Annotated in this window: 16 protein-coding genes; 5 read left to right on the forward strand and 11 right to left on the reverse strand. The window is 64.8% G+C overall.

The window, feature by feature from the left end; genetic code table 11:
• Nucleotides 1–2 precede the first annotated feature (2 nt).
• The gene (locus tag AC56QP_RS07755) at nt 3–803 is read right to left on the reverse strand and encodes a beta/alpha barrel domain-containing protein (protein WP_489863657.1); all 801 of its coding nucleotides are present in this window, start codon (nt 801–803) and stop codon (nt 3–5) included.
• A 162-nt stretch (nt 804–965) separates the two neighbouring features.
• Here AC56QP_RS07755 and AC56QP_RS07760 point away from each other — a divergent pair, with 162 nt between their 5' ends.
• The 3 genes from AC56QP_RS07760 to AC56QP_RS07770 all read left to right on the forward strand — a co-directional run bounded on the left by AC56QP_RS07760 (nt 966) and on the right by AC56QP_RS07770 (nt 4123).
• A complete protein-coding gene (locus AC56QP_RS07760; RefSeq protein ID WP_489860242.1) occupies nt 966–1727 on the forward strand; it encodes a DeoR/GlpR family DNA-binding transcription regulator in 762 nt (253 codons plus the stop codon).
• Between the two features lie 268 nt (nt 1728–1995).
• On the forward strand, nt 1996–3144 hold the full coding sequence (locus AC56QP_RS07765; protein ID WP_489860241.1) for a Gfo/Idh/MocA family protein: 1149 nt from the start codon (nt 1996–1998) through the stop codon (nt 3142–3144).
• 10 nt (nt 3145–3154) lie between these two features.
• Complete coding sequence (locus AC56QP_RS07770; RefSeq protein WP_489860240.1) at nt 3155–4123, forward strand: alpha/beta hydrolase; 969 nt, start codon at nt 3155–3157, stop codon at nt 4121–4123.
• Here the strand turns inward: AC56QP_RS07770 and AC56QP_RS07775 are convergent.
• Nucleotides 4111–5145, reverse strand: a complete 1035-nt coding sequence (locus AC56QP_RS07775) for a LacI family DNA-binding transcriptional regulator (RefSeq protein ID WP_489860239.1) — start codon at nt 5143–5145, stop codon at nt 4111–4113. The two genes, AC56QP_RS07770 and AC56QP_RS07775, sit on opposite strands and share 13 nt — an antisense overlap.
• A gap of 270 nt (nt 5146–5415) precedes the next feature.
• Between AC56QP_RS07775 and AC56QP_RS07780 the strand changes: the two genes are divergently transcribed.
• On the forward strand, nt 5416–6369 hold the full coding sequence (locus tag AC56QP_RS07780; protein WP_489860238.1) for a tagatose kinase: 954 nt from the start codon (nt 5416–5418) through the stop codon (nt 6367–6369).
• Complete coding sequence (locus AC56QP_RS07785) at nt 6366–7649, forward strand: D-tagatose-bisphosphate aldolase, class II, non-catalytic subunit (protein ID WP_489860237.1); 1284 nt, start codon at nt 6366–6368, stop codon at nt 7647–7649. Before AC56QP_RS07780 ends, AC56QP_RS07785 begins: the two co-directional genes overlap by 4 nt.
• Before the next feature lie 11 nt (nt 7650–7660).
• Here the strand turns inward: AC56QP_RS07785 and AC56QP_RS07790 are convergent, their stop codons facing one another.
• From AC56QP_RS07790 to AC56QP_RS07830, 9 genes are all read right to left on the reverse strand, one after another.
• Nucleotides 7661–9184, reverse strand: coding sequence for an SRPBCC family protein (locus tag AC56QP_RS07790; RefSeq protein ID WP_489860236.1), 1524 nt, complete (start codon nt 9182–9184; stop codon nt 7661–7663).
• A 9-nt stretch (nt 9185–9193) separates the two neighbouring features.
• Nucleotides 9194–9631 (reverse strand): SRPBCC family protein, encoded by a 438-nt coding sequence (locus tag AC56QP_RS07795; RefSeq protein ID WP_489860235.1) that lies wholly within the window; start codon nt 9629–9631, stop codon nt 9194–9196.
• A 249-nt stretch (nt 9632–9880) separates the two neighbouring features.
• Nucleotides 9881–12070 carry a flotillin family protein gene (locus tag AC56QP_RS07800; protein ID WP_489860234.1) on the reverse strand — a complete coding sequence of 730 codons (2190 nt, stop codon included), beginning with the start codon at nt 12068–12070 and terminating at the stop codon, nt 9881–9883.
• Between the two features lie 86 nt (nt 12071–12156).
• On the reverse strand, nt 12157–14382 hold the full coding sequence (locus AC56QP_RS07805) for an ABC transporter permease (RefSeq protein WP_489860233.1): 2226 nt from the start codon (nt 14380–14382) through the stop codon (nt 12157–12159).
• A complete protein-coding gene (locus AC56QP_RS07810) occupies nt 14375–15160 on the reverse strand; it encodes an ABC transporter ATP-binding protein (RefSeq protein WP_489860232.1) in 786 nt (261 codons plus the stop codon). Before AC56QP_RS07810 ends, AC56QP_RS07805 begins: the two co-directional genes overlap by 8 nt.
• A gap of 24 nt (nt 15161–15184) precedes the next feature.
• Complete coding sequence (locus AC56QP_RS07815; protein WP_489860231.1) at nt 15185–16432, reverse strand: ABC transporter substrate-binding protein; 1248 nt, start codon at nt 16430–16432, stop codon at nt 15185–15187.
• Between the two features lie 51 nt (nt 16433–16483).
• A complete protein-coding gene (locus AC56QP_RS07820) occupies nt 16484–17512 on the reverse strand; it encodes a branched-chain amino acid ABC transporter permease (RefSeq protein ID WP_489860230.1) in 1029 nt (342 codons plus the stop codon).
• Complete coding sequence (locus AC56QP_RS07825) at nt 17509–18558, reverse strand: branched-chain amino acid ABC transporter permease (protein WP_489860229.1); 1050 nt, start codon at nt 18556–18558, stop codon at nt 17509–17511. Before AC56QP_RS07825 ends, AC56QP_RS07820 begins: the two co-directional genes overlap by 4 nt.
• Complete coding sequence (locus tag AC56QP_RS07830; protein WP_489860228.1) at nt 18555–19883, reverse strand: metal-dependent hydrolase family protein; 1329 nt, start codon at nt 19881–19883, stop codon at nt 18555–18557. Before AC56QP_RS07830 ends, AC56QP_RS07825 begins: the two co-directional genes overlap by 4 nt.
• Between the last annotated feature and the right edge of the window lie 43 nt (nt 19884–19926).

Below are 19926 nucleotides of genomic sequence, written 5' to 3' on the forward strand. Positions count from 1 at the left end.
GATCAGGCACCCGCCTTCGCCAGGGCGTCTTGCGCCGAAAGGCCGTCATGGATGACGCCCCGAAAGGCAATCGCTGCCTTTTCCGGATCGCCATGCCCCCAGAGATTGCGGCCCACCACGGCACCGCGCGCGCCGGCCCGGATGGCGTCCGCCGTCTGCTGAAGCGCGCCGAGCAGCGTATCCGTCTTCGGACCACCCGCGATCACGACCGGCACCGGGCAGGTCCGAACGGTCTCTCGGAACGACTCGAAATCGCCCGTGTAGCCGATCTTGATCACGTCGACGCCGGACTCGTAGCCGATGCGCGCCGCATAGGCGATCTCGTCGGGGGTGAAGACGATTTTTGCCCCGTCGGCGAAATCGCGAGGGTAGATATGCGCCACCACCGGCATGCCGTAACGGGCCGCCGCATTCACCGAATCGGTCAGCCAGCGTATGTATTTGCCCTCGGTCGCGCCGCGCACCGGAATGGCCACGGCCAACGCATCGGCGCCAGCGCGCACCGCATCCTCGGGCGTTGCAATCAGTTCACTGATGCGATCGTCTGGGGTGAAGCAGCCGGCCTGGATCACCAGGGACGCCTTGCCCGCGTATTGCGGCCACAGATGGCGTGCGGTGCCAGGCTGGATGCTGACGTAATCGGGTTTGCCCACCATGACGCGTGCAAGCGCGCCCGGCAGGTCGGCAAGACCTCCTTTGCGCACGTCGCCATAGCCGACAAAGTGATCGACCGCGCCGCCAAAAAGATTCCCCGATGGATGTGAGAAGAGGCGCGCCAGGCGCACCTTGGTTCCGAGGCTCATGAGTCCAAAACTCTCCAATCGATTGATTTCAAAATCCCGGACCCAGTGTTTGCGAAAGAAAGGATAAATGCAATCTTTCGAAAGCTTTCGAATTCCCGTATTTTTGGTAGAGTGAACCGAGGCCAGGGCGATCGCTTGGCGCATGGAGGCAAGGACAGGGAAATGTTGTCAGAGCAGAGACGCCAATCGATCCTGGGTGAAGTGCAACGCAGCGGACAGGTTCGCATCAAGGACCTGTCAGACGATTTTGGCGTGTCGGAAGTCACGGTGCGCTCCGACCTCGAGATACTGGACCGCAAGGGACTGCTGACCAAGACCCGTGGAGGGGCGGTGACCCGGACCACGGATTCGACCACGGCCGCGTTCGCCCGGCGGATGCAAACGAACCTCGATGCAAAGAAACGCATCGCCCGGGCAGCGATAGAACTGTTCGAGGACAACCAGTCGGTCATCTTCGACGGCGGCTCGACATTGATGCAGGTTGCCATGCTGTTACCGCCGCTCAGCAATGTCGTGGTCGCGGCCACGGCGATGAATATCGTGCAGCATCTGATGCATCGGCCCGGGCTCGACGTTCACATGATCGGTGGCCGGGTCTATCCAGACACGGTGAGCACGCTGATCACCGATGCCGACACGGCTCTCGGCGGTTTGGTAGCGCATCAGGTCTTTGTTGGAGCGCATGCGATTGACTCATCCCTGGATGTGGTCGACGTGAACGAAGACATGGCGCGAACGAAGCGAAACCTCGTGCGCATGGCCCGGCGCGTTGTCCTCCTTGCGGATTCGAGCAAATGGGGCGTCAGCGGGACCTCCAAGGCATTTTCGCTGTCGAGCGTCGATGTCGTGATCACCGACGATGGCCTGTCCGGCCCGATACGCGGCCAGCTTGATAGGACCGGGGTCAAGGTGATCTATGCCTGACCCCGTCGAGATCCCTGGCCGCGACGGCAATATTCAATGCGCGCATGACCCATGGGATTCGCATCGGCGCCCGGCCGTTTTTCAGGTCTGTCATTTTCTCCTCCCAGGGCTGGCAGCCTCCCGATAACGCGCCAGCATTTTCGCATGTTGTATAAAAATTTTACGCGCGTCAATATTTAAAATGTTGTATAGCGCTTTTCGAAGGCGATCCGTTGCCGCCGCAATGGATTCGGCAGACCATGACCGCGTTGGGGAGGTACGATCAAAAATGCACGGAAGATCAAAGACGAAGCTCGGGATCGGCGTCATCGGATGCGGCAATATCTCGATGACTTATCTGCGCAATGCCGCGCTCTTCGGCGGGATCGAGTTGCGCGCCTGCGCTGATATCTCGGCCGACATGGCGGCGGTGCGGGCGAAGGAATATGGCATCCAGGCGCTCGGCGTCGATGCGCTGCTGGCCGACCCCGAGATCGATCTTGTCCTCAACCTGACCATTCCGGCGGCGCATTTCGACATTTCGTTTTCGGCGCTTTCGGCAGGCAAGCACGTCTTCACCGAAAAGCCGTTGGCAACTTCGGCCAGCGACGGGCGCCGCCTGGTGGCGGAGGCGGCAAAGCGCGGCCTGCTGCTCGGCTCGGCCCCCGACACCTTCCTTGGCGCCGCCGGACGCCGTGCGCGCCGGCTCATGGACGACGGCGCCATCGGCCGCCCGGTCACCGGCACGGCCTTCATGATGGGCCGCGGCATGGAGCACTGGCACCCCAACCCGCAGTTCTACTACCAGCCGGGCGGCGGACCGGTGTTCGACATGGGCCCTTACTATCTGACCATGCTGGTCAACCTGCTCGGTCCGGTCGAGCGGGTCATGGCGATGGCGACGCGCGGCCAGGAGGAACGGCTGATCACCGCCGAGGGGCCATTCAAGAACACCACATTCAAGGTCGGCACGCCGACCAACGTCTTGTCACTGCTTGAATTCCGTTGCGGCGCGACCGTCACCTTCGGCGCCTCCTGGGATGTCTTTCGCCACTCCAACCACCCGATCGAGCTGCACGGCACGGAAGGCTCGCTGCGGCTGCCCGACCCCGACACATTCGGCGGCACTGTCTCGCTCTCCGAACGCGGCGCCGAGTGGAAGGATTTCGCCAGCGAAGGCGAACTCTATGGCGCCCGCAACTGGCCTTATGCGGCGCCCGATCGCGCCAACTACCGCATGCTCGGCGTCGCCGATCTGGTGCGCTCGCTCCAAACCGGCAACACGCCCCGCGCCTCTGGCAATCTGGCGCTGCACGTGCTGGAAATCATTGAGGCTATCCTGCGTTCCGGTGAAACACAGGGTTCGGTCGCCATCGCGGGCGATGTCATCCAGCCGGCCCTGCTGACCGAGGACGAGGCAAGCAGCCTGCTGGCCTGAGGATATGACGATGACACTCGACCCGGATGCGCTGCGCGTCCTCGAAATCGGCCGTGCGGCCGGCGGTGAGCCATTCGAGAACGGTAGCGTGGCGGCGGCGCGCGCCGCCTACAACGCTTCGTTCCCGACGCTGCAGGGCGAGCACGAGTCGGTCGCAACGACCTTGGAGCAGCAGATCGACGGGCCGAGCGGTCCTGTCACGATCCGCATCCATCGCGGCATCGACGCGCCACAAAGCGGGGCGCCGGCGCTGCTCTATCTGCATGGCGGCGGCTGGGTCATCGGCAATCTCGATTCGCATGACGAGATCTGCCGGTGGCTGGCCAATCTCGGCGGCGCCGTTGTTGTCTGTCCCGATTATCGCCTGGCGCCGGAACACAAATTTCCCGCCGGGCTAGAGGATGCCCGGGCAACGCTCCGCTTCATGGCGGAGAACGCCGCCGAACTCGGCGTTGACCGGACACGCATCGGCGTTGCCGGCGACAGCGCCGGCGGCAATCTCGCCGCCGTGCTGGCGCTGCTGGCTCGCTACGGGCTGGCGCCGTCGCTTGCCGCGCAGATCCTGATCTATCCCAACACCGATGCGCGGCAGACGGCCGACAGTTACCGGCGTTTCGGCGACGGCTTCGGGCTTACGGCCGCCACCATGGCATGGTTTCGCGACCACTATGTACGAACGCCCGACGACATCATGGACTGGCGCGTCTCGCCATTGCTGGCGCCTGATCTCGCCGGCGTCGCCCCGGCTTTCGTGGCGCTTGCCGGCTGCGACATCCTTGCCGACGAAGGGGCAGCCTATGGCAAGCGTCTGCAGGCCGCAGGCGTTCCGGTGATCCTGCGGCAATGGCCGGGCCAGATCCATGGCTTCGTCTCGATGGGACGCCATATCCCCGCCGCGCGGCAAGTGGTGGCCGAAGGCGTGGCTGCCTGGCGCCGATTCGAACGGGATTCGCTGGCGTCGGCTGCTCAAGCCGACTGACGCATCACCAGGGTGGCATCGAGCTTGACCGTGCGTTCGATGCCTTGCCTTGGCAGGTTGGCTTCGTCCAGAAGCGCCAGCAGTATCTCGACGCTACGGCCAGCCATGGCGGCGAAATCCTGCGCCATGGTGGTCAGCGCCGGACAGGTGTAGCGGCTCAACGGATGATCGTCATGCGCGGCAACGCGCAGATCGCAGTCGGGCCTGCGGCCGATCTTCAGGCCGCGCGAGAACGCAGCCGACATCACGCCGAAGGCCAGGCGATCGTTGGCGCACAGTATGGTGCGGCCAGGCAAGGTGCCGGTCTCCAGCATCGTTTCCATCTGCTCGTAGCCGACGCGTTCGAAGTCCCAGGTGTAATCGCGCGCCGCCTCGATGACGACTGGCTCGAACCCGGCCGTCTCCATCGCGATGATGTAGCTTTCCTGCCGTTCGCCGGAGTTGTGGTTGACATGTGGAATGTCGAGATAGGCCGGCGGCTCGCCCGACCGGCACAGATAGTCGACGATGGTCGACACGCTCTGCCGGTTGTCGTTGCCGACAAATGGCGTATCGCCCTCGATATAGGTGTCGAAATAGACGATCGGAATGTCCTGTCCGAGCTTGTCGAAAACGCTGCGGTCGGAGGCCAGGCCCAGCGGCGCGATGATCGCGCCGGCGACCTTCAGTGACAACAGCGTCCTGACCGATTCCGCTTCCAACTTCGGCGAGCCGTGCGAGGAGATGACGATCGGCCAATAGCCTTCGTCGCGGCAGCGAAATTCGATGCGGCTGACCATCTCGGCATAGAACGGATCGGTGATCGTCGGCACGACGATGCCGATGTTGCGGGTGCGCTTGCGGTTGAGGTTGCGGGCGAAAAGGTTCGGCTGGTAGTCCGAGGAACGCAGGGCGGCTTCGATGCGTGCCCGCGTCGCCGGCTTCACGCTCGCCGGATCGTCAAAATACTTCGACAGCGTCGGGCGGGACACGCCACATGCCTGGGCGAAGTCATCCATCGTGCGGTGCGTCTTCTCCGCCATTCGATCTTTCAGGTCCTCTTGCCACAATCGCCGACCGGGACGATCCGGCCGTCACCAGTCATGCGGCCGTTGCCCGGAAGCGGCAATGCTTGACCGAACTTATTCAGTCAAATTTTCACGTTTCCCAATACAGCGTAAAAACATTACGTGCGTCAAATTATTTATTGACGCTCTAAAACTGACGACATAGGCTTCGAGAAAGCGACAAGACGCAACATGACGCTTCGCATCCGGCCGCGAGCCCGATGCCATCCGGCGAATGGTGAGGACATGAAGAAACTGGTTTGCGCCGGCGAGATCCTGGTCGAGATCATGGCCGAGCGGATCGGCCAGAGTTTCCTTGCTCCCGGGCCACTCGTCGGCCCGTTTCCATCCGGCGCACCGGCCATTTTCATCGACCAGGCAGCGCGGCTTGGCCAGCCGGCTGGCCTGATCGCCGCGGTCGGCGATGACGATTTCGGCCATTTGAACATCGAGCGCCTGCGCGCCGACGGCGCCGACATCTCGGCCATCAAGGTGCATCGCGGCGCCGCCACGGGAACCGCCTTCGTTACCTACGAGACGGATGGAAGCCGGCATTTCGTCTACAATATCAAGCAAAGCGCTGCCGGCTTGATCGAGATCGGCACCGAGGCGCGCGCGCTGCTGGCCGGCGCCGACCATTTTCACATCATGGGCACCTCGCTGTTCTCGCCGGAAACGATCGCGGTGGCGCGCACCGGGATCGAAGCCGTCAAGGCGCGCGGCGGCACGGTCTCCTTCGACCCCAACATCCGCAAGGAAATGCTCGATTTGCCGGGCCTGCGCGAAGCCTTGCATTTCGTGCTCTCCAAGACGGATCTGTTCCTGCCGAGCGGGCCGGAACTGTTCATCTTCGCCAGGGCGACCGACGAGGAAGGCGCGGTGCGCGAAATGCTGGAACGCGGCATCTCGACGGTGGTCATCAAGAAGGGGGCGCAAGGCGCCGTTCACTACGACCAGGCCGGACGCACCGCGTCGCCCGGATTCGTCGTCGACGAAATCGACCCGACCGGCGCCGGCGACTGTTTTGCCGCCGCCTTTGTCTCCTTCTGGCTGCGCGGGGCGACGCCAGAGAAGGCGCTTAGAATCGCCAATGGCTGCGGCGCACTGGCGGTCACGAAGAAGGGGCCGATGGAGGGCATAGCCTCCCTTGCCGCCGTCGAGGCCTTCATCGAGACGGCCGAGACCGGAGAGACGGCGTGAGCCAGGCGACGGACAGGCTGGCTGCGATCGCGACGCGACGCGCGGCCGGCGAGCGCAGCGGCATCGCGTCGATCTGCTCGGCCCATCCGCTCGTCATCGAGGCGGCGCTACGCCACGGCAAGGCGCGCGACGCCGACGTGCTGATCGAGGCCACCTGCAACCAGGTCAACCACGAGGGCGGCTATACCGGCATGACTCCCGGGGACTTCCGTCGCTTCGTCGAGGCGATCGCCGGCAAGGTCGCCTTTCCCCTGGACAGGCTCGTGCTTGGCGGCGACCATCTCGGGCCCAATCCCTGGAAGCACCTGCCCGCGCCGGAGGCCATGCAGAAGGCCGCGGGCATGGTCGAGGCCTATGCGGAAGCCGGCTTCACCAAGATCCATCTCGACGCCAGCATGGGCTGCGCCGGCGAGGGTGCCGCACCGCCCGACGCGACGATTGCCGCGCGCGCGGCCGAACTGGCCGCGGTGGCCGAGGCCGCGACCGAACGAGCGGGCGGCGCCAAACCTGTCTACGTCATCGGCACGGAAGTGCCGGTGCCTGGCGGTGCCTTCGAGGCGCTGGACCATCTGGCGGTGACGACGCCGGAGGCGGCCCTGGAGACGGTACGCATCCACCGGCAGGCTTTCAGCCGCCGTGGCCTCGACCAGGCTTTTGCGCGCGCGATCGGCGTCGTCGTGCAGCCGGGCGTCGAATTCGGCAATGCCGAGGTGATCGCCTACCGGCCGGAACGCGCCGGCGCCCTGGCCGGAACGCTGCGGGACCTGCCGCAATTCGTCTTCGAGGCTCACTCGACGGACTACCAGCCGGTCGCGGCGCTGACCGCGCTGGTCGACAATGGCTTTGCCATCCTCAAGGTCGGGCCATGGCTGACCTTCGCCCTGCGCGAGGCGCTCTATGGTCTGAGCCACATCGCCGATATCCTCGCTCCCGATGCGGCGCGCGAAGGCCTGCCGGCGGCCATGGAGCGCGCCATGCAGGCAGCGCCCGCCAACTGGAAGAATTATTACCACGGCTCCGAGGCCGAGCAGCGGATAGAACGCCATTTCTCCTACAGCGACCGCATCCGCTACTACTGGCCGGCACCGGTGGCGCGGCAAGCCACGGACGCGCTGATGCAGGCGCTCGGCGACCGCGACATCCCCCCACCCCTCATCAGCCAGTACCTTGGCCATCTCGACGGCGCGGTGGCGAACGGGTCCGTCGCGCCAAGGGCCAGGGACCTGCTGATCCGCAGCGTGACACAGGTTCTCGATATCTACGCCAGCGCAACCGGCTGACCCGCCGATCACTACCCCGGCAGCAGAACCAAGGCCCCCGTCGTGCGGCGGGATTCCAGATCGCGGTGCGCGTCGGCGGCGTTGGCAAGATCGTACCGCGTCGGCGCCTCGACCCTGACGACGCCTTGGCGAAGGGCCTGGAAAAACCTGGCGACATGCGGCGCGAGCTTCTCCGGCGTGTCGGTATAGTGGGCGTAGTTGGGCCGCGAGATGGTGAGCGACCTGGAGGCGAAGCGGCCGATATCCCAATTGCCGACCGGCCCCGAAGCCTGGCCGAAACTGACGAGATGGCCACGCACGGCGAGGGCCGCGAGCGAACCGGCGAAGGTGTCCTTGCCGACCGCGTCATAAGCGACATTGGCGCCCATGCCTGCGGTCAGCCGCATGACGGCCTCGGCGAAATTCTCGCGGGAGTAGACGATGACATGGTGCGCGCCGAGACGCTCGACGATCCGCGCCTTGTCATCGCTCGACACCGTGGCAATCACCGTCGCGCCGAGGTGGCGGGCCCATTGCACCAGCAACTGGCCGATGCCGCCGGCCGCCGCATGGACGAGGACGATGTCGCCGCGCTTCACGACATGGACATCGTGCAGCAGGAAACTCGCCGCAACGCCCTTGAGCAGGCCGGCAGCGGCAATTTCATCTGGAATATCGTCCGAGAGATGAACCAGCAGCTCGGGCGCCATGTTGCGCCGCTCCGCATACGCGCCAACCGGTGGGCAGGCATAGGCGACGCGATCGCCGACCGAAAAGCCCGACACCGCCGAGCCAACCGCCTCGATGACGCCTGCGGCCTCCATGCCCGGCACGCCAGGCGGCTGCAACAGGTCGAAAAAGCCGGTGCGGCAATAGACGTCGATGAAGTTGACGCCGATCACCGTATGACGGATCCGCACCTCGTTCAGCCCCAGTGGCGGCAATCCGATTTCTTTCAGCTGCAACTCCTCCGGTCCGCCATAACGCTCGACCAGGATTGCCTTGGTCGTCGCGGCCTGACCCGGAGCAATCGTTGACACCGCGCGTGGCACGCTTGCGGATGGCATCGGGGCTGCAGCCGCCCGCGATTGTCTCGCGTCGATCGGCGCGCCCACGCTTCCGCGTCGCAAGAGATTGCGCACGGCCGTGAAGCCGGCCTGATAGATGCCTTCGGTGACAAGCTTGACCAGTTCGTCGCGGCGATGCGCCGGCGGGTGGAATTCGGAACGCCATTCCCAAAAGGTCGCGTTGCCATCGGTCACCGGCTTCAGCCGCACCGAGGCGACATAGCCCATCAGCGGCAGCGGCGCTTCGAGCAGGCAATAGCTCAACCGATGATCCTTGTCCGACAGCGCCAACAGTTGCTCGCGCAACTCACCACCGTCGGCGAGCCGGAAATGGCGCACCGCGCCGACCGCATCGACAGGTTCGCCGCCTTCGATTTCACTAAACGAGATCGCCGGGTGCCAGCGGTCATGACCGTTGAAATCACGCAGGATCGCCCAGACCTCGTCGATCGGCGCATCGATGATCGTGCTCTGGCGAACCTGGACCATCGGGCCGCGTCAGCGCCCGAACCGGTGTTTCAACGCGGTCAAGGCGGTCTGGAACACGGCATTGCCGATCTGATGCATCAGGGCAGCTTCGCGGTCGGCGGCGCAGTCGAACTCGGCCTGCCATTCGGCGAGCGTCAAATTGCCGTCGGTGATCGGTGTCAGCGACAGGGTGGCGACATAATTCTCCACCGCCATCGGGCTTTCGAGAATCGCGTAGCTGCAGGATAGATCATAGTCGGACAGCGCCAGCAGCCTTTCACGTATCCGCCCGCCGTCCTTCAGCGTGAAACTTCTGATGCAACCGATCTGGTCGGCCTGCGCGTTCTGCTCGATGCGGCTCTCGGCGACGAAAGGCGCCCAGCCCGGCAAACCATTGAAGTTGCGCACGAGCTTCCAGACTTCCGCCGCCGGCGCGGGAATGACCGAGGACACATAGACCCTGGTCATGCTTGAAAGCCGGCTATAGGCATGGAAGTCCGCGCATGCATTGTCTCGCGCCGCGCCAGCTCGCCCCCCACTCCGTCGAGCTTCGGTCGACACCTCTCCCCCGATCGACGGGGGAGAGGTGGCGCTGCGAAGCAGCGACGGAATGGGGGAACCACTTGGCAATCATCGCAAACCGACGCAGCACGGCAATCAGACGCAAGACATCGTCCCGCACGGCCCAACGAAGCGCAAGGAAACACCGCCCTCACCTCAGTGATCGCGGTCGTCATCATCGTCCTTGGCGGGCTTGCCCTTGCCCTTCTTGTCGCGGGTCAGGCTGGAGATATCCTTGGCATCGCGCAGCACGTCGGTCATGCGGCCCAGCGAGCCGCCTTCGATGCCGATCTCCTTCATCAGATTGTCGATCATCGGCGCCTGCACGCGGTAACGCAGCGCCGAGTCGATCACCTCGTCGGTGACGTTGCGGTTGCCGCCGGTGCCACCGTTGATGCCGTCGACATGCAGGATCTTGATGCCCTCGATCTTCTCCATCGGCTTGACGCTCTCGCGGATGATGCCTTCCATGTGGTCGAGCAGCTTGCCGCGCAAGCGGCCGGCCCGCGCGCCTTCCGAAAGGATGTTCTCGGCCTCGTTGAGCTGACGATGACCGGCGGCGTCGACTTCGTAGCGCTGGGCGGCGGCAAGGGCGTGGATCTTCTCCGACTCGGCCGAGGCGACGGCGGCGATCTTCTGCGCTTCGGCAAGGCTCTTTGCCGCCTTCATCTCGGCATCCGCGGCAGAGACTATGCGCAAGGCGTCACGTTCGGCTTCGCGTTGCGCGCCGATCAGGTCGGTCAGCTTGCGGCGCTCGGCGATCTCGCGCTCGCGGGCGGTGAAGGCCTGTTCCTCGGCCTGGATGGCCTTGGCACGGACGGCTTCGGAAGCGGCTATGGCCGAGGACCGCTCCTGCGTCTTCTTGGCGATGTCGATTGCCTTCTGGATTTCGGCGATCTCGATCTTCTGGTCGCGGTCGACGCCAAGCTGCCTGATATCGCGATCCTTGATCAGCCGGGCCTCCTCGATGCCGCGCTCGGTGGTGATGCGGGCACGCTCGACCTCTTCGCCGGCCGAGATCTCGGCTTCCTCGAAAGCCTGACGCTTGGCGATCTGCAGCGCTTCGAGGTGACGCTCCCTTGCGATCCTGACCTCGTCGATGGCGCGATCCTGCGCGATCCGCGCCGTCTCGGTTGCCTGGTTCTCGACGATCTCGGCGCGGCGCTTTTCCGCCTCGGCCTTCGTCACTTCCAGCGCCTTTTCAGCCAGCGCGATCTGACGCTCCAGTTCCGCGACCTCGAGCAGTTTCCTGCGCTCGATCTCGAGCTGGCTCTGCGTGCCCTCCCGCTCGATGCGGGCCTTTTCCAGCGACAGTTCAAGCGCAATCTGCTCGCGCTCGGTCAGTTCACGCATCTTCATCTCGGTCTCGTCGAGCGAACGGCGCCGTGCAATCTCGCGACGCTGCGTGTCTTCCTCGCTCTTGATGCGCTCCTCGGTGATGTTTCGCTCCTGGTTGAGGCGCGACTTCTCGACGGCTTCGCGCGACGAAAGCTGCGCCTGCTCGGATTCCTGGTCGCGCAGCGCGCGCTCGATGGCGAGCTCCGAACGTTGCGCGGCACGGCGGATTTCGACCTCGCGTTCCTGTTCGAGGCGGGCATATTCGCTGTCGCGGTCGATCTCCAGCACCTTGCGCTGGGTGTCGAGGTTCTGGTTGCGGATATCGACCAGCGTGCGCTGCTCGATCTCGTTGCGCATCCGGCGGCGGGTCTCGATCGATTCCGTCAGCTGCGTCAGGCCCTCGGCGTCGAAGGCGTTGGACGGGTCGAAATATTCGAGGCTGGTCTGGTCGAGATCGACGATGGCGACGCTTTCCAGCTCGAGCCCGTTGGCGGCGAGCGATTCCGAAGCGAGGCTGCGCACCTTGGCGGCGTAGTCGCCGCGCAGTTCGTGCATCTCCTCGAGCGTCATCTGGGCCGCGACCGTGCGCAGGGCGCCGGCGAACTTGCCTTCCAGCAATTCGCGCAGGCTGTCGGGCTGCAGCGTGCGGCGGCCAAGCGTCTGCGCGGCGGCGGCCACCAGGTCACGGCTGGCGCCGACGCGGACGAAGAACTCGGCGATCAGGTCGACGCGCATGCGGTTTTTGGTGATCAGCGCAAAACCATCCTCGCGGCGCACCTCGATGCGCAACACATTCATGTTGACCGGGGTGATCTCGTGCAGCACCGGAATGACGAAGGCGCCGCCATTCACCACCACCTTCTCGCCCATGAAGCCGGTGCGCACGAACGCCGTCTCCTTGGTCGAGCGGCGATAGAGCCAGCGCAAGATGTAGACGGCGATCACCACGACGATCGCGGCAATGATCAGCCACAACAGGAAAGCGCCAAAGGTTTGCGCGTCCATCATCTATCCTCCCCAAGACAATACGGTCGGCACGGGGCGACCGGCGATACTCTCAAACATCCACCCGCACGGTGGCGAAGTCCAATTCTTCATGCCCGCCTCTGCAGCTTCGGCGTAATCGCGTGGAACGCGTTGATCGCCGCGTCGACGAAAGGCGTTTCGTTGATGTTTGCCCGCACCCGCTCGACATGGCGCAACGGGGTCTGGCGAACGGTTTTCTCGATCGCCTCGAACAGGGCGTTGTCGGCTTCCGGATCGTGAAAGGCTTGACCGGGCGCATCGAGCATCGACACGCCGCCTTCCGGCAGCAGGAACCGCACCGGGCCGTTCATGGCGTTGAGCCGCGCGCCGATCCATTCGCCGAAGGCGCGGTTCTCGTCGCGCGTGGTGCGCATCAGGGTGACGTTCGGATTGTGGATGACGAATTTGCGGCTGCGGAATTTCTCCGGCACGCTGTCGCGCGGGCCGAAATTGACCATGTCGAGCGCGCCGGTAGAGCCCACATAAGGCAATCCGGTGCGGATCGCCGCGCCGAAACGATCCTCGGTCGCCGGGAAGACGCCGCCGACGATCATGTCGGCCACTTCGGTGGTGGTCAGGTCGAGGAAGGCCGACAGCAGGCGAGAGTCGCCGAGATTTTCCATGGCCCGTCCACCGATGCCGGTGGCATGGAAGACAAGGCAGTCATAGTCGGCTTCGAGACGTCTGGTCACCGCCTGCACCGCCGGTGTGGTGACGCCGAACATGGTGATGCCGACAGCCGGCCGCGCCAGTTTGCGCCTGGCCTCCCACGCCTCGGCATTGGGCAGTTGCGCGACCATGCCGGCCATGGCGTGCGCGGCGTTGGACAGCACCTGTTCGGTGATCGAGTTCAGCCCCTGCACATCGGCGACCGAATGGAACATCATGATGTCGGCGCCGCCGACATATTTGGCGACATCGCCGGCCGCCACCGTCGACACCATCAGTTTGGGTATGCCGACAGGCAGCACGCGCATGCCCGCCGTTGCCAGCGTGGTGCCACCGGAGCCACCGGCCGATATGACGCCGCCGATACGCGGCTCGCGCTCGATCCAGCGCGCGAAGGCTTCCGCCATGGCACTGACCGAGCCGCCGCGATCATCGGTGAAGACGGCTGACGAACCCCGCGCGTGCATGCCGGCCACCTGCATGGCGGGCACGTCGGCGCTGGTCGGTTTTCCCGATGTCGAGAGATCAACGGTGCGCACCGGGATGCCGAGCGACTTCAGCCGGTCGGCGACGAAGCGCAGTTCCTTGCCCTTGGTGTCGAAGGTGCCGGCGACCAGCACGGTCCGGCCGATACGCTCGGCGAAGGGGATGGCGAAGACCTTCTTCAGATCGTCCTGAGGTGCTGCCTTGTCGACCGCCGCCTGCCGCATTTCCGTGACCGGCACGTTCCAGCGGTTGGGCAGGTCGGTGACCGGACGATAGACGCCATTGCGCGGCATCGGTTCGGCCGAGCCGGCGGCGGTGCGGTCGACGCGATAGACTTCCGCCAGTTGTTCCTTTGCTTGTGCGGCTTCCGCCGGCGTGACGGGCGCTTCCTCGGCATGGCGTCCAACGCCAAGCAGCCGCTGCTGCAACTCGCGGTCGGAGGCGAGTGCCTTTGCATCCATCAGCCGGTTGATGCGGCCATTGACCATGATGGCGACCTGGTTCGACACCGCGGTCGCCACGCCGATATTCTGCTCGATGACCAGCACCGCCATCTCGCCCTCGGCGGCGAGGTTGACCAGCATCTGCTCGACCTGGTCGACGATGATCGGCGCCAGGCCTTCGGTCGGCTCGTCCATGACCAGCAGCTTCGGATCGCTGAGCAGCGCGCGCGAAATCGCCAGCATCTGCTGTTCGCCGCCCGACAGCTGCGAGCCGCCATTGGTGCGGCGTTCAGCCAGGCGCGGAAAGGTCTGGTAGACGCGCTCGGCGGTCCAGCTGGCATCGCGCCGGTTGCCGGCGGCAAGGCGCAGATGTTCATCGACCGTCAGGCTCGGCCAGACGCGACGCCCTTGCGGCACATAGCCGACGCCGAGACGGTGAATCTCGTGCGGCTCGAGCGCGGTAATCTCGCGGCCATCGACGCGGATCGACCCGGAGCGCGCGCGCTTCAGGCCGACGATGGTATTGCAGAGCGTCGACTTGCCCATGCCGTTGCGGCCGACCACCGACAGCACGCCGCTTTCCAGGGTCAGCGAAACGCCTTGCAGCGCATGGCTTTCGCCATAGAAAACCTGCAGGTCGTCTATGCGGAGGATGGCCTTGGTTGGCTTGCCGGAGGAGGTCTGGCGCTCAGCCATGCTTGCCCCCGAGATAGATCTCCTGGACCTCGGGATCGGCCTCGATCTCCTGCGGCGTGCCTTCCTTGAACAGGCGGCCATTGTGCATCATCGAGACATATTCCGACACACGCAGCGCGACATCGAGATCGTGCTCGATGATGATGTAGCCGATGTGTTTCGGCAGCGCGTTGAGAATGGCGACGAGGTCGCGGCGCTCGGCCGGCGAAAGGCCGGCCGCCGGCTCGTCGAACAGGATGAAGCGCGGCGCGCCGGCGAGCGCCAGCGCGATCTCCAGCTGGCGCTGCTGGCCGTGGCTCAGCGTTGCCACCAGCGTGTCGCGATAGGCTTCGAGATGCACGGCGTTGAGGATCGATTCCGCCTGCACCATGTTGACGTCGCTGGCCGCCGGGCGCAGCAGCGAAAACCGCCGGCGCGAGACACCCCGGCAGGCGAGAAAGATGGAGTCGAGGACCGACAGGCCCTTGAACAGTTGCGAAATCTGATAGGTACGCCGCAGGCCGCGCCGGATGCGTTCATGCGGCGGCAGGTCGGTGATGTCCTCGCCGAAGAAGCGGATGCGCCCTGATGTCGGCAGGAAGTCGCCGGTGACGGCATTGAACAGGGTCGTCTTGCCGGCGCCGTTGGAGCCGAGGACCGCGCGCCGTTCGCCGGCCGCGATCCTCATATTGATGCCCGAGAGCGCCACCAGCGCCCCGAAATGCCGCGCCACGCCATCGAGCTCCAGCGCATAGGCGCCGGTGCTCTGGAGACGGTTTGCTGCGAAGCTTTCGGTCACTGGCGGCTACACTCGATGTCGCTGTTACGGGCAGCTCGGATTGTCGCGGTTGACCGCGCCAAGCTTCATGAACTCGTCTTCGGGAATGCCGAGCGTCTGGTTGACCTGCGGCACCACCTTGACCAGCTTGTTCATGAGATTGCCGTCGGCGCCTTCGGTGACCTCGGTCAGGAAGATGTCGGCGATCGCGTTGCGGTTCTTGTCGAGCGACACCTTGCCGGTCGGCGTGTCGAAGGACAGCTTCGACAGCGCATCGCGCAGCTTCTTGCCGCCGTCGGAGACATCGCCGCCGACCTGGTCGAGACCGAGCAGCGTCGCCTTCATGTCGACATAGTAGCCATGGGCGAAGAGTGACGGCGAGGGAAAGGCGCCCGGCTGCTTCTTGTAGGCCTCGACGAAGGCCTTCCATGCCGGCGCGTCATTGGTGTCGGCGGTCGGCCCGGCCGAGGGCGTGCCCTTCAGCACGTCGCGCAGCTTGCCTTTCGAGGTCAGCACCGTCTGGTCGACGGTGATCGAGCCGCCGATCAGTGGTGCGGAACCGCCGCCCTGCTGGTACTGGGTCAGGAAATTGACCGCATCAGCGCCGCCGAGCGCGACGTAGATCGCGTCAACGTCTTCGGGAATAGCAGCGATGACCGAAGAAAAGTCCTTGTTGCCGATCGGCACCCAGGATTTCGACGGCACATGGCCGCCCGCCTTGCAGAACTCGGCCATGAAGCCGAACACCTGCGTGTAGGGGAAGGAATAGTCCTCGGCGACGGTGGCGACCTTCTTGTAGCCCTTGTCCTTGAAGGCATAGGTGCCGAGGCCGGCCATCCACTGGGCGCCGTCGGTCGAGAAGCGGAAGAAGTTTTCCGCCGGGTCGCGCAGCGTGGTGTCCTGTGCGGCCGAGGTGCCGTTGATGAAGGTCACGCTTGGCTGCGTCTTGGCGTAGTCCTTGACGGCCAGGCCTTCGTCGCCCGAAAGCGGACCGACCAGCACCTTGACGCCGTCCTGCTCGACCAGCTTGCGCGCGGCGCGCACGGCGCTGTCGGGCGAGGCGTCGGACGAGCCCTTGACGATTTCGATCTTCTTGCCGGCGACGGTGCCGTTCATCTCGGCGACAGCGGTCATCGCACCGCGCTCGCCGTCCTCGCCCAGCACCGTGAACGGTCCCTCGAAGGTGGCGAGCAGGCCGATCTTGATAGTGTCGTCGGCAGCCAGCGCCATCGAAGGCGTGGTCAGCCCGGTGAACACCGCCAGGGCCAGCAATGTACGTCTATGCATCCTCATGACTTTCCTCCCGTTGATTTCGTTTTGCAGTGGTTCATTCCATCCCGGCCGCTACGAGCCGGGACGCAAGGACTCCTGGGCAAGATGTGGCTTGATCCTCCCCCACAACCCAAGAATTCCATCCGGTGAGACGAAAACGATCACCAGAAACACCAGCCCGATCAGCGTGTTGAAGCGCTCGGCGCCGACGATGTCGATGGCGAAGGTCTGCATCAGGATAACGACGACCGCGCCGAGAAACGGCCCGATCGGATGGCGAAGGCCGCCGATGACGGCGATGATCAGCACATCGATCGCCGCATCGACGCCGATGGTGCCGGGCGAGACACGGCCGTTGAACCAGACCAGCAGCACGCCCGCCAATCCGGCGATGACGCCGGCCAACAGCCAGGCGAAGACCTTGTGCGCGGTGACGTGGTAGCCGAGCGCACGCATGCGGCGCGGATTGTCGCGGATCGCCTGCAAGGTCATGCCGAAGGTCGAGCGCGAGCCGTAGAGCACCGCCGCGTAGGACAGCACCGCCAGGCCGAGGCAGAGATAATAGAAAGGCTTCGGGTCACGCCAGCTGATGCCCCAGAAGGCCGGGGCGCGGATGCCGGCATAGCCGGAATGGCCGTTGAAGATGGCGTAGTTCTGCTGGGCGAAATAGTAGGTCGCGGTGGCGATCGCCAACGTGATCATGATCGTGTAGATGCCCTCGGTGCGCACCGAGATCCAGCCGATCAGCGCCGACGCCAGTGCCGCCGCGAGAACCGCGAACGGCACCGCGAGCCACCACGGCCAGCCGAAGCCGAGGATGTTGGAATTGTTGTTGCCGAGGATGGCGATGGCATAAGCGGCGATGCCGGCGACCGTGATCTGCGCCAGGCTGACCATGCCGCCATAGCCGGCGAGCAGCATCAGCGACAGGCCCATCATGCCGAAGATCAGCGAGTAGCCGCCGATCTGCGTCAGGAAGAAATCCGACGCCACCAGCGGATAGAGCACCAGCACCACGGCAAGGATGATGTGGCCGGCGCCCAGCCTCTCCAGCCAGTTCTGCCGCGGTGTCGTGCCGTTCGTGGCGATGGCCAGGCTCATCGGGCTTTCCCCATGATGCCTTGTGGCCGGACCGCCAGCGTCACCACCATGATGACGAAGGTCAGCACGATACCGTAGGTCGGGAAATAGACGAGGCCGATCTGTTCGGCGAGGCCGATCAGCAGCGCGCCGATGGCGGCACCCGTGATCGAGCCCATGCCGCCGACGATGACCACGACCAGCGACGCCAGGAGGTAGCGGACATCCTCGCCGGGCGCGACGGACAGCGCCGAACCGCCGACGACACCGGCAAAGCCGGCGAGCCCGGCACCAACCGCAAAGACGATGGCAAACACCGCGTGCACGTTGACGCCGGAAGCCTGCAGCATGGCACGATCGTCGACGCCGGCACGGATCATCATGCCGACGCGGGTCCGGTGCAGCATCAGCCAAAGCCCGACGCCGATGACGATCGCCGCCGCCAGCACGACCACGCGGTAGAGCGGATAGGTGAGGAAGACCGAGGCGCCGTTGGAGCGCACCGCGGTGATGATTGGCAAGGTCAAGGCGCCGTCGAGCCATTCCGGTGTCGCGATCTGATAGGTGCCGCCCGCCCAGACCGCCAGCATCAGGTCGGCGGCGACGATCGAGATGCCGATGCTGACCAGGGTCTGGCGCAGGTCATCGCCTTCGAGGCGACGGAAAACGAAGACCTGCATGACGACGCCGACGATGGCCAGCACGGCGAAGCCGGCAGCGACGCCGAGCAGCCAGTAGCCGGTGCGGCTGGTGACCTCGTAGCCGATATAAGCGCCGAGCAGATAGAGCGAGCCATGCGCCAGATTGACGTTGCGCATCAGGCCGAAGATCAGCGTGAAGCCACTCGCAACCAGGAAATACAGGCCGGCCAGCGTGATGCCGTTGAGGATGGCGCTGACGAACGCCTTCTTCGAGATCAGGATCGCGTTCAGCCAATCCGGCCAGACGGCAAAGACCAGCCATGCGATGACGGCGGCGGCAAGCAGGCCGACGAGGCCCCAGGCCTGCCGGCGTGTCATGCCGCCGCCCGAAAGCGACGGCGAGGATGGCTGGTCGAGCAGGCTCATGCAGTCAGCCGCCGACGCTGTTCGTTCATGCGCGGCGCCTTGTGGAACTTGCCGTCCTTCATGATGGCGAGGATGCGGTTCTTGTCCTGCAGGATGCGCACGTCGGAAATCGGATCGCCGTCGATCAGCAGGATATCGGCGAGGTAGCCTTCCTTGATCAGGCCGAGTTCGTCGCCCATGTTCATGATCTGGCCGCCATATTTGGTGCCGGCCTGGATGGCTTCCATCGGCGAGAAGCCGAGCATTTCGACGAAGGTCTGGATGTCCTTGGCGTTGGTGCCTTGCGGCGTCCAGGCAAAGCCGTAGTCGCCGCCGATGCAGACGCGAATGCCGCGCCGGTGCATCTTCTTCATCGTCTCGATACACATTTCGAGCTCGCGCTCATATTCGAGCGACAGCGGCGAACCCGGCTTGATGCCCCATTGCTCGGCATGGCGCGCGGTGTTGATCAGCCAGGCGATGCCAGGCGCGACGAAGTGCTTGTCCTTGACCGCCTCGAGCATGTCGAGCGCTTCCTCGTCGGCGAAGGAGGCGTGGTAGATGTTCTGGATGCCGTGGCGTATGCACTGCTTGACCGAACCGGACGAGCGCGCATGCGCCGACAGCACCTTGTTGCGGCAGCGCGCCTCGGAAGCCGCCATCGCGACCTCCTCCTCCGACATCGGTGTTTCCTCGGCGCCCATGCCGGTGATGCTCTCGCCCGACAGGTTAAGCTTGATGGAATCGACGCCGTATTTGATCAGCTGGCGCACGGTGCGGCGGATTTCCTCGGGGCCGGAAACGACGATGCCGAGGTTCAGCCCTTCATGCGGAATGTGCGAAGGCGCGGAATCGCCGAGACCGCCGACCGTGGTGATTTCCGGACCGGCGGCCAGGTAGCGCGGTCCCGGAAACCGCCCCTGGTTGATGAACTTCTTGGCGACGACGTCGAGACGCGGCTTGGCGGCCGCCGCCCCCCGGCCGGCGGTGAAGCCGGCGTCGAGCACTAGCTTGGCCATCTCCATGGTGACCAGCATGTGCTCCTCGATCTCCATCATCTGGATGGGGTCGATGCCGGGTGCGTTGTTCCACGACAGATGCAGATGCGCGTCGATCATGCCGGGCATCAGCGTCGCGCCCATGCCGTCGATGACGGTTGCGCCACCACTGTAGGAAGATGAAGAGGACGAGCCGAAGCGCGACGAGCCCTTGGTGATCTGCTTGATGCGGTTTCCCTGCACCAGCACCTCACCGGTATATGGATATTCACCTGTCGCCTCGAGCACGCGCACATTGGTGAACAGCGTGCTGCTCGAGCCGTTCCCGTTCCAGCTGTCGTCTGCCATCACAAGCCTCCCAACTTGCCGAGCGCGTAGTTCTACGCCCGAT

The sequence above is a fragment of the Mesorhizobium sp. RCAM 05104 genome (assembly GCF_059683645.1).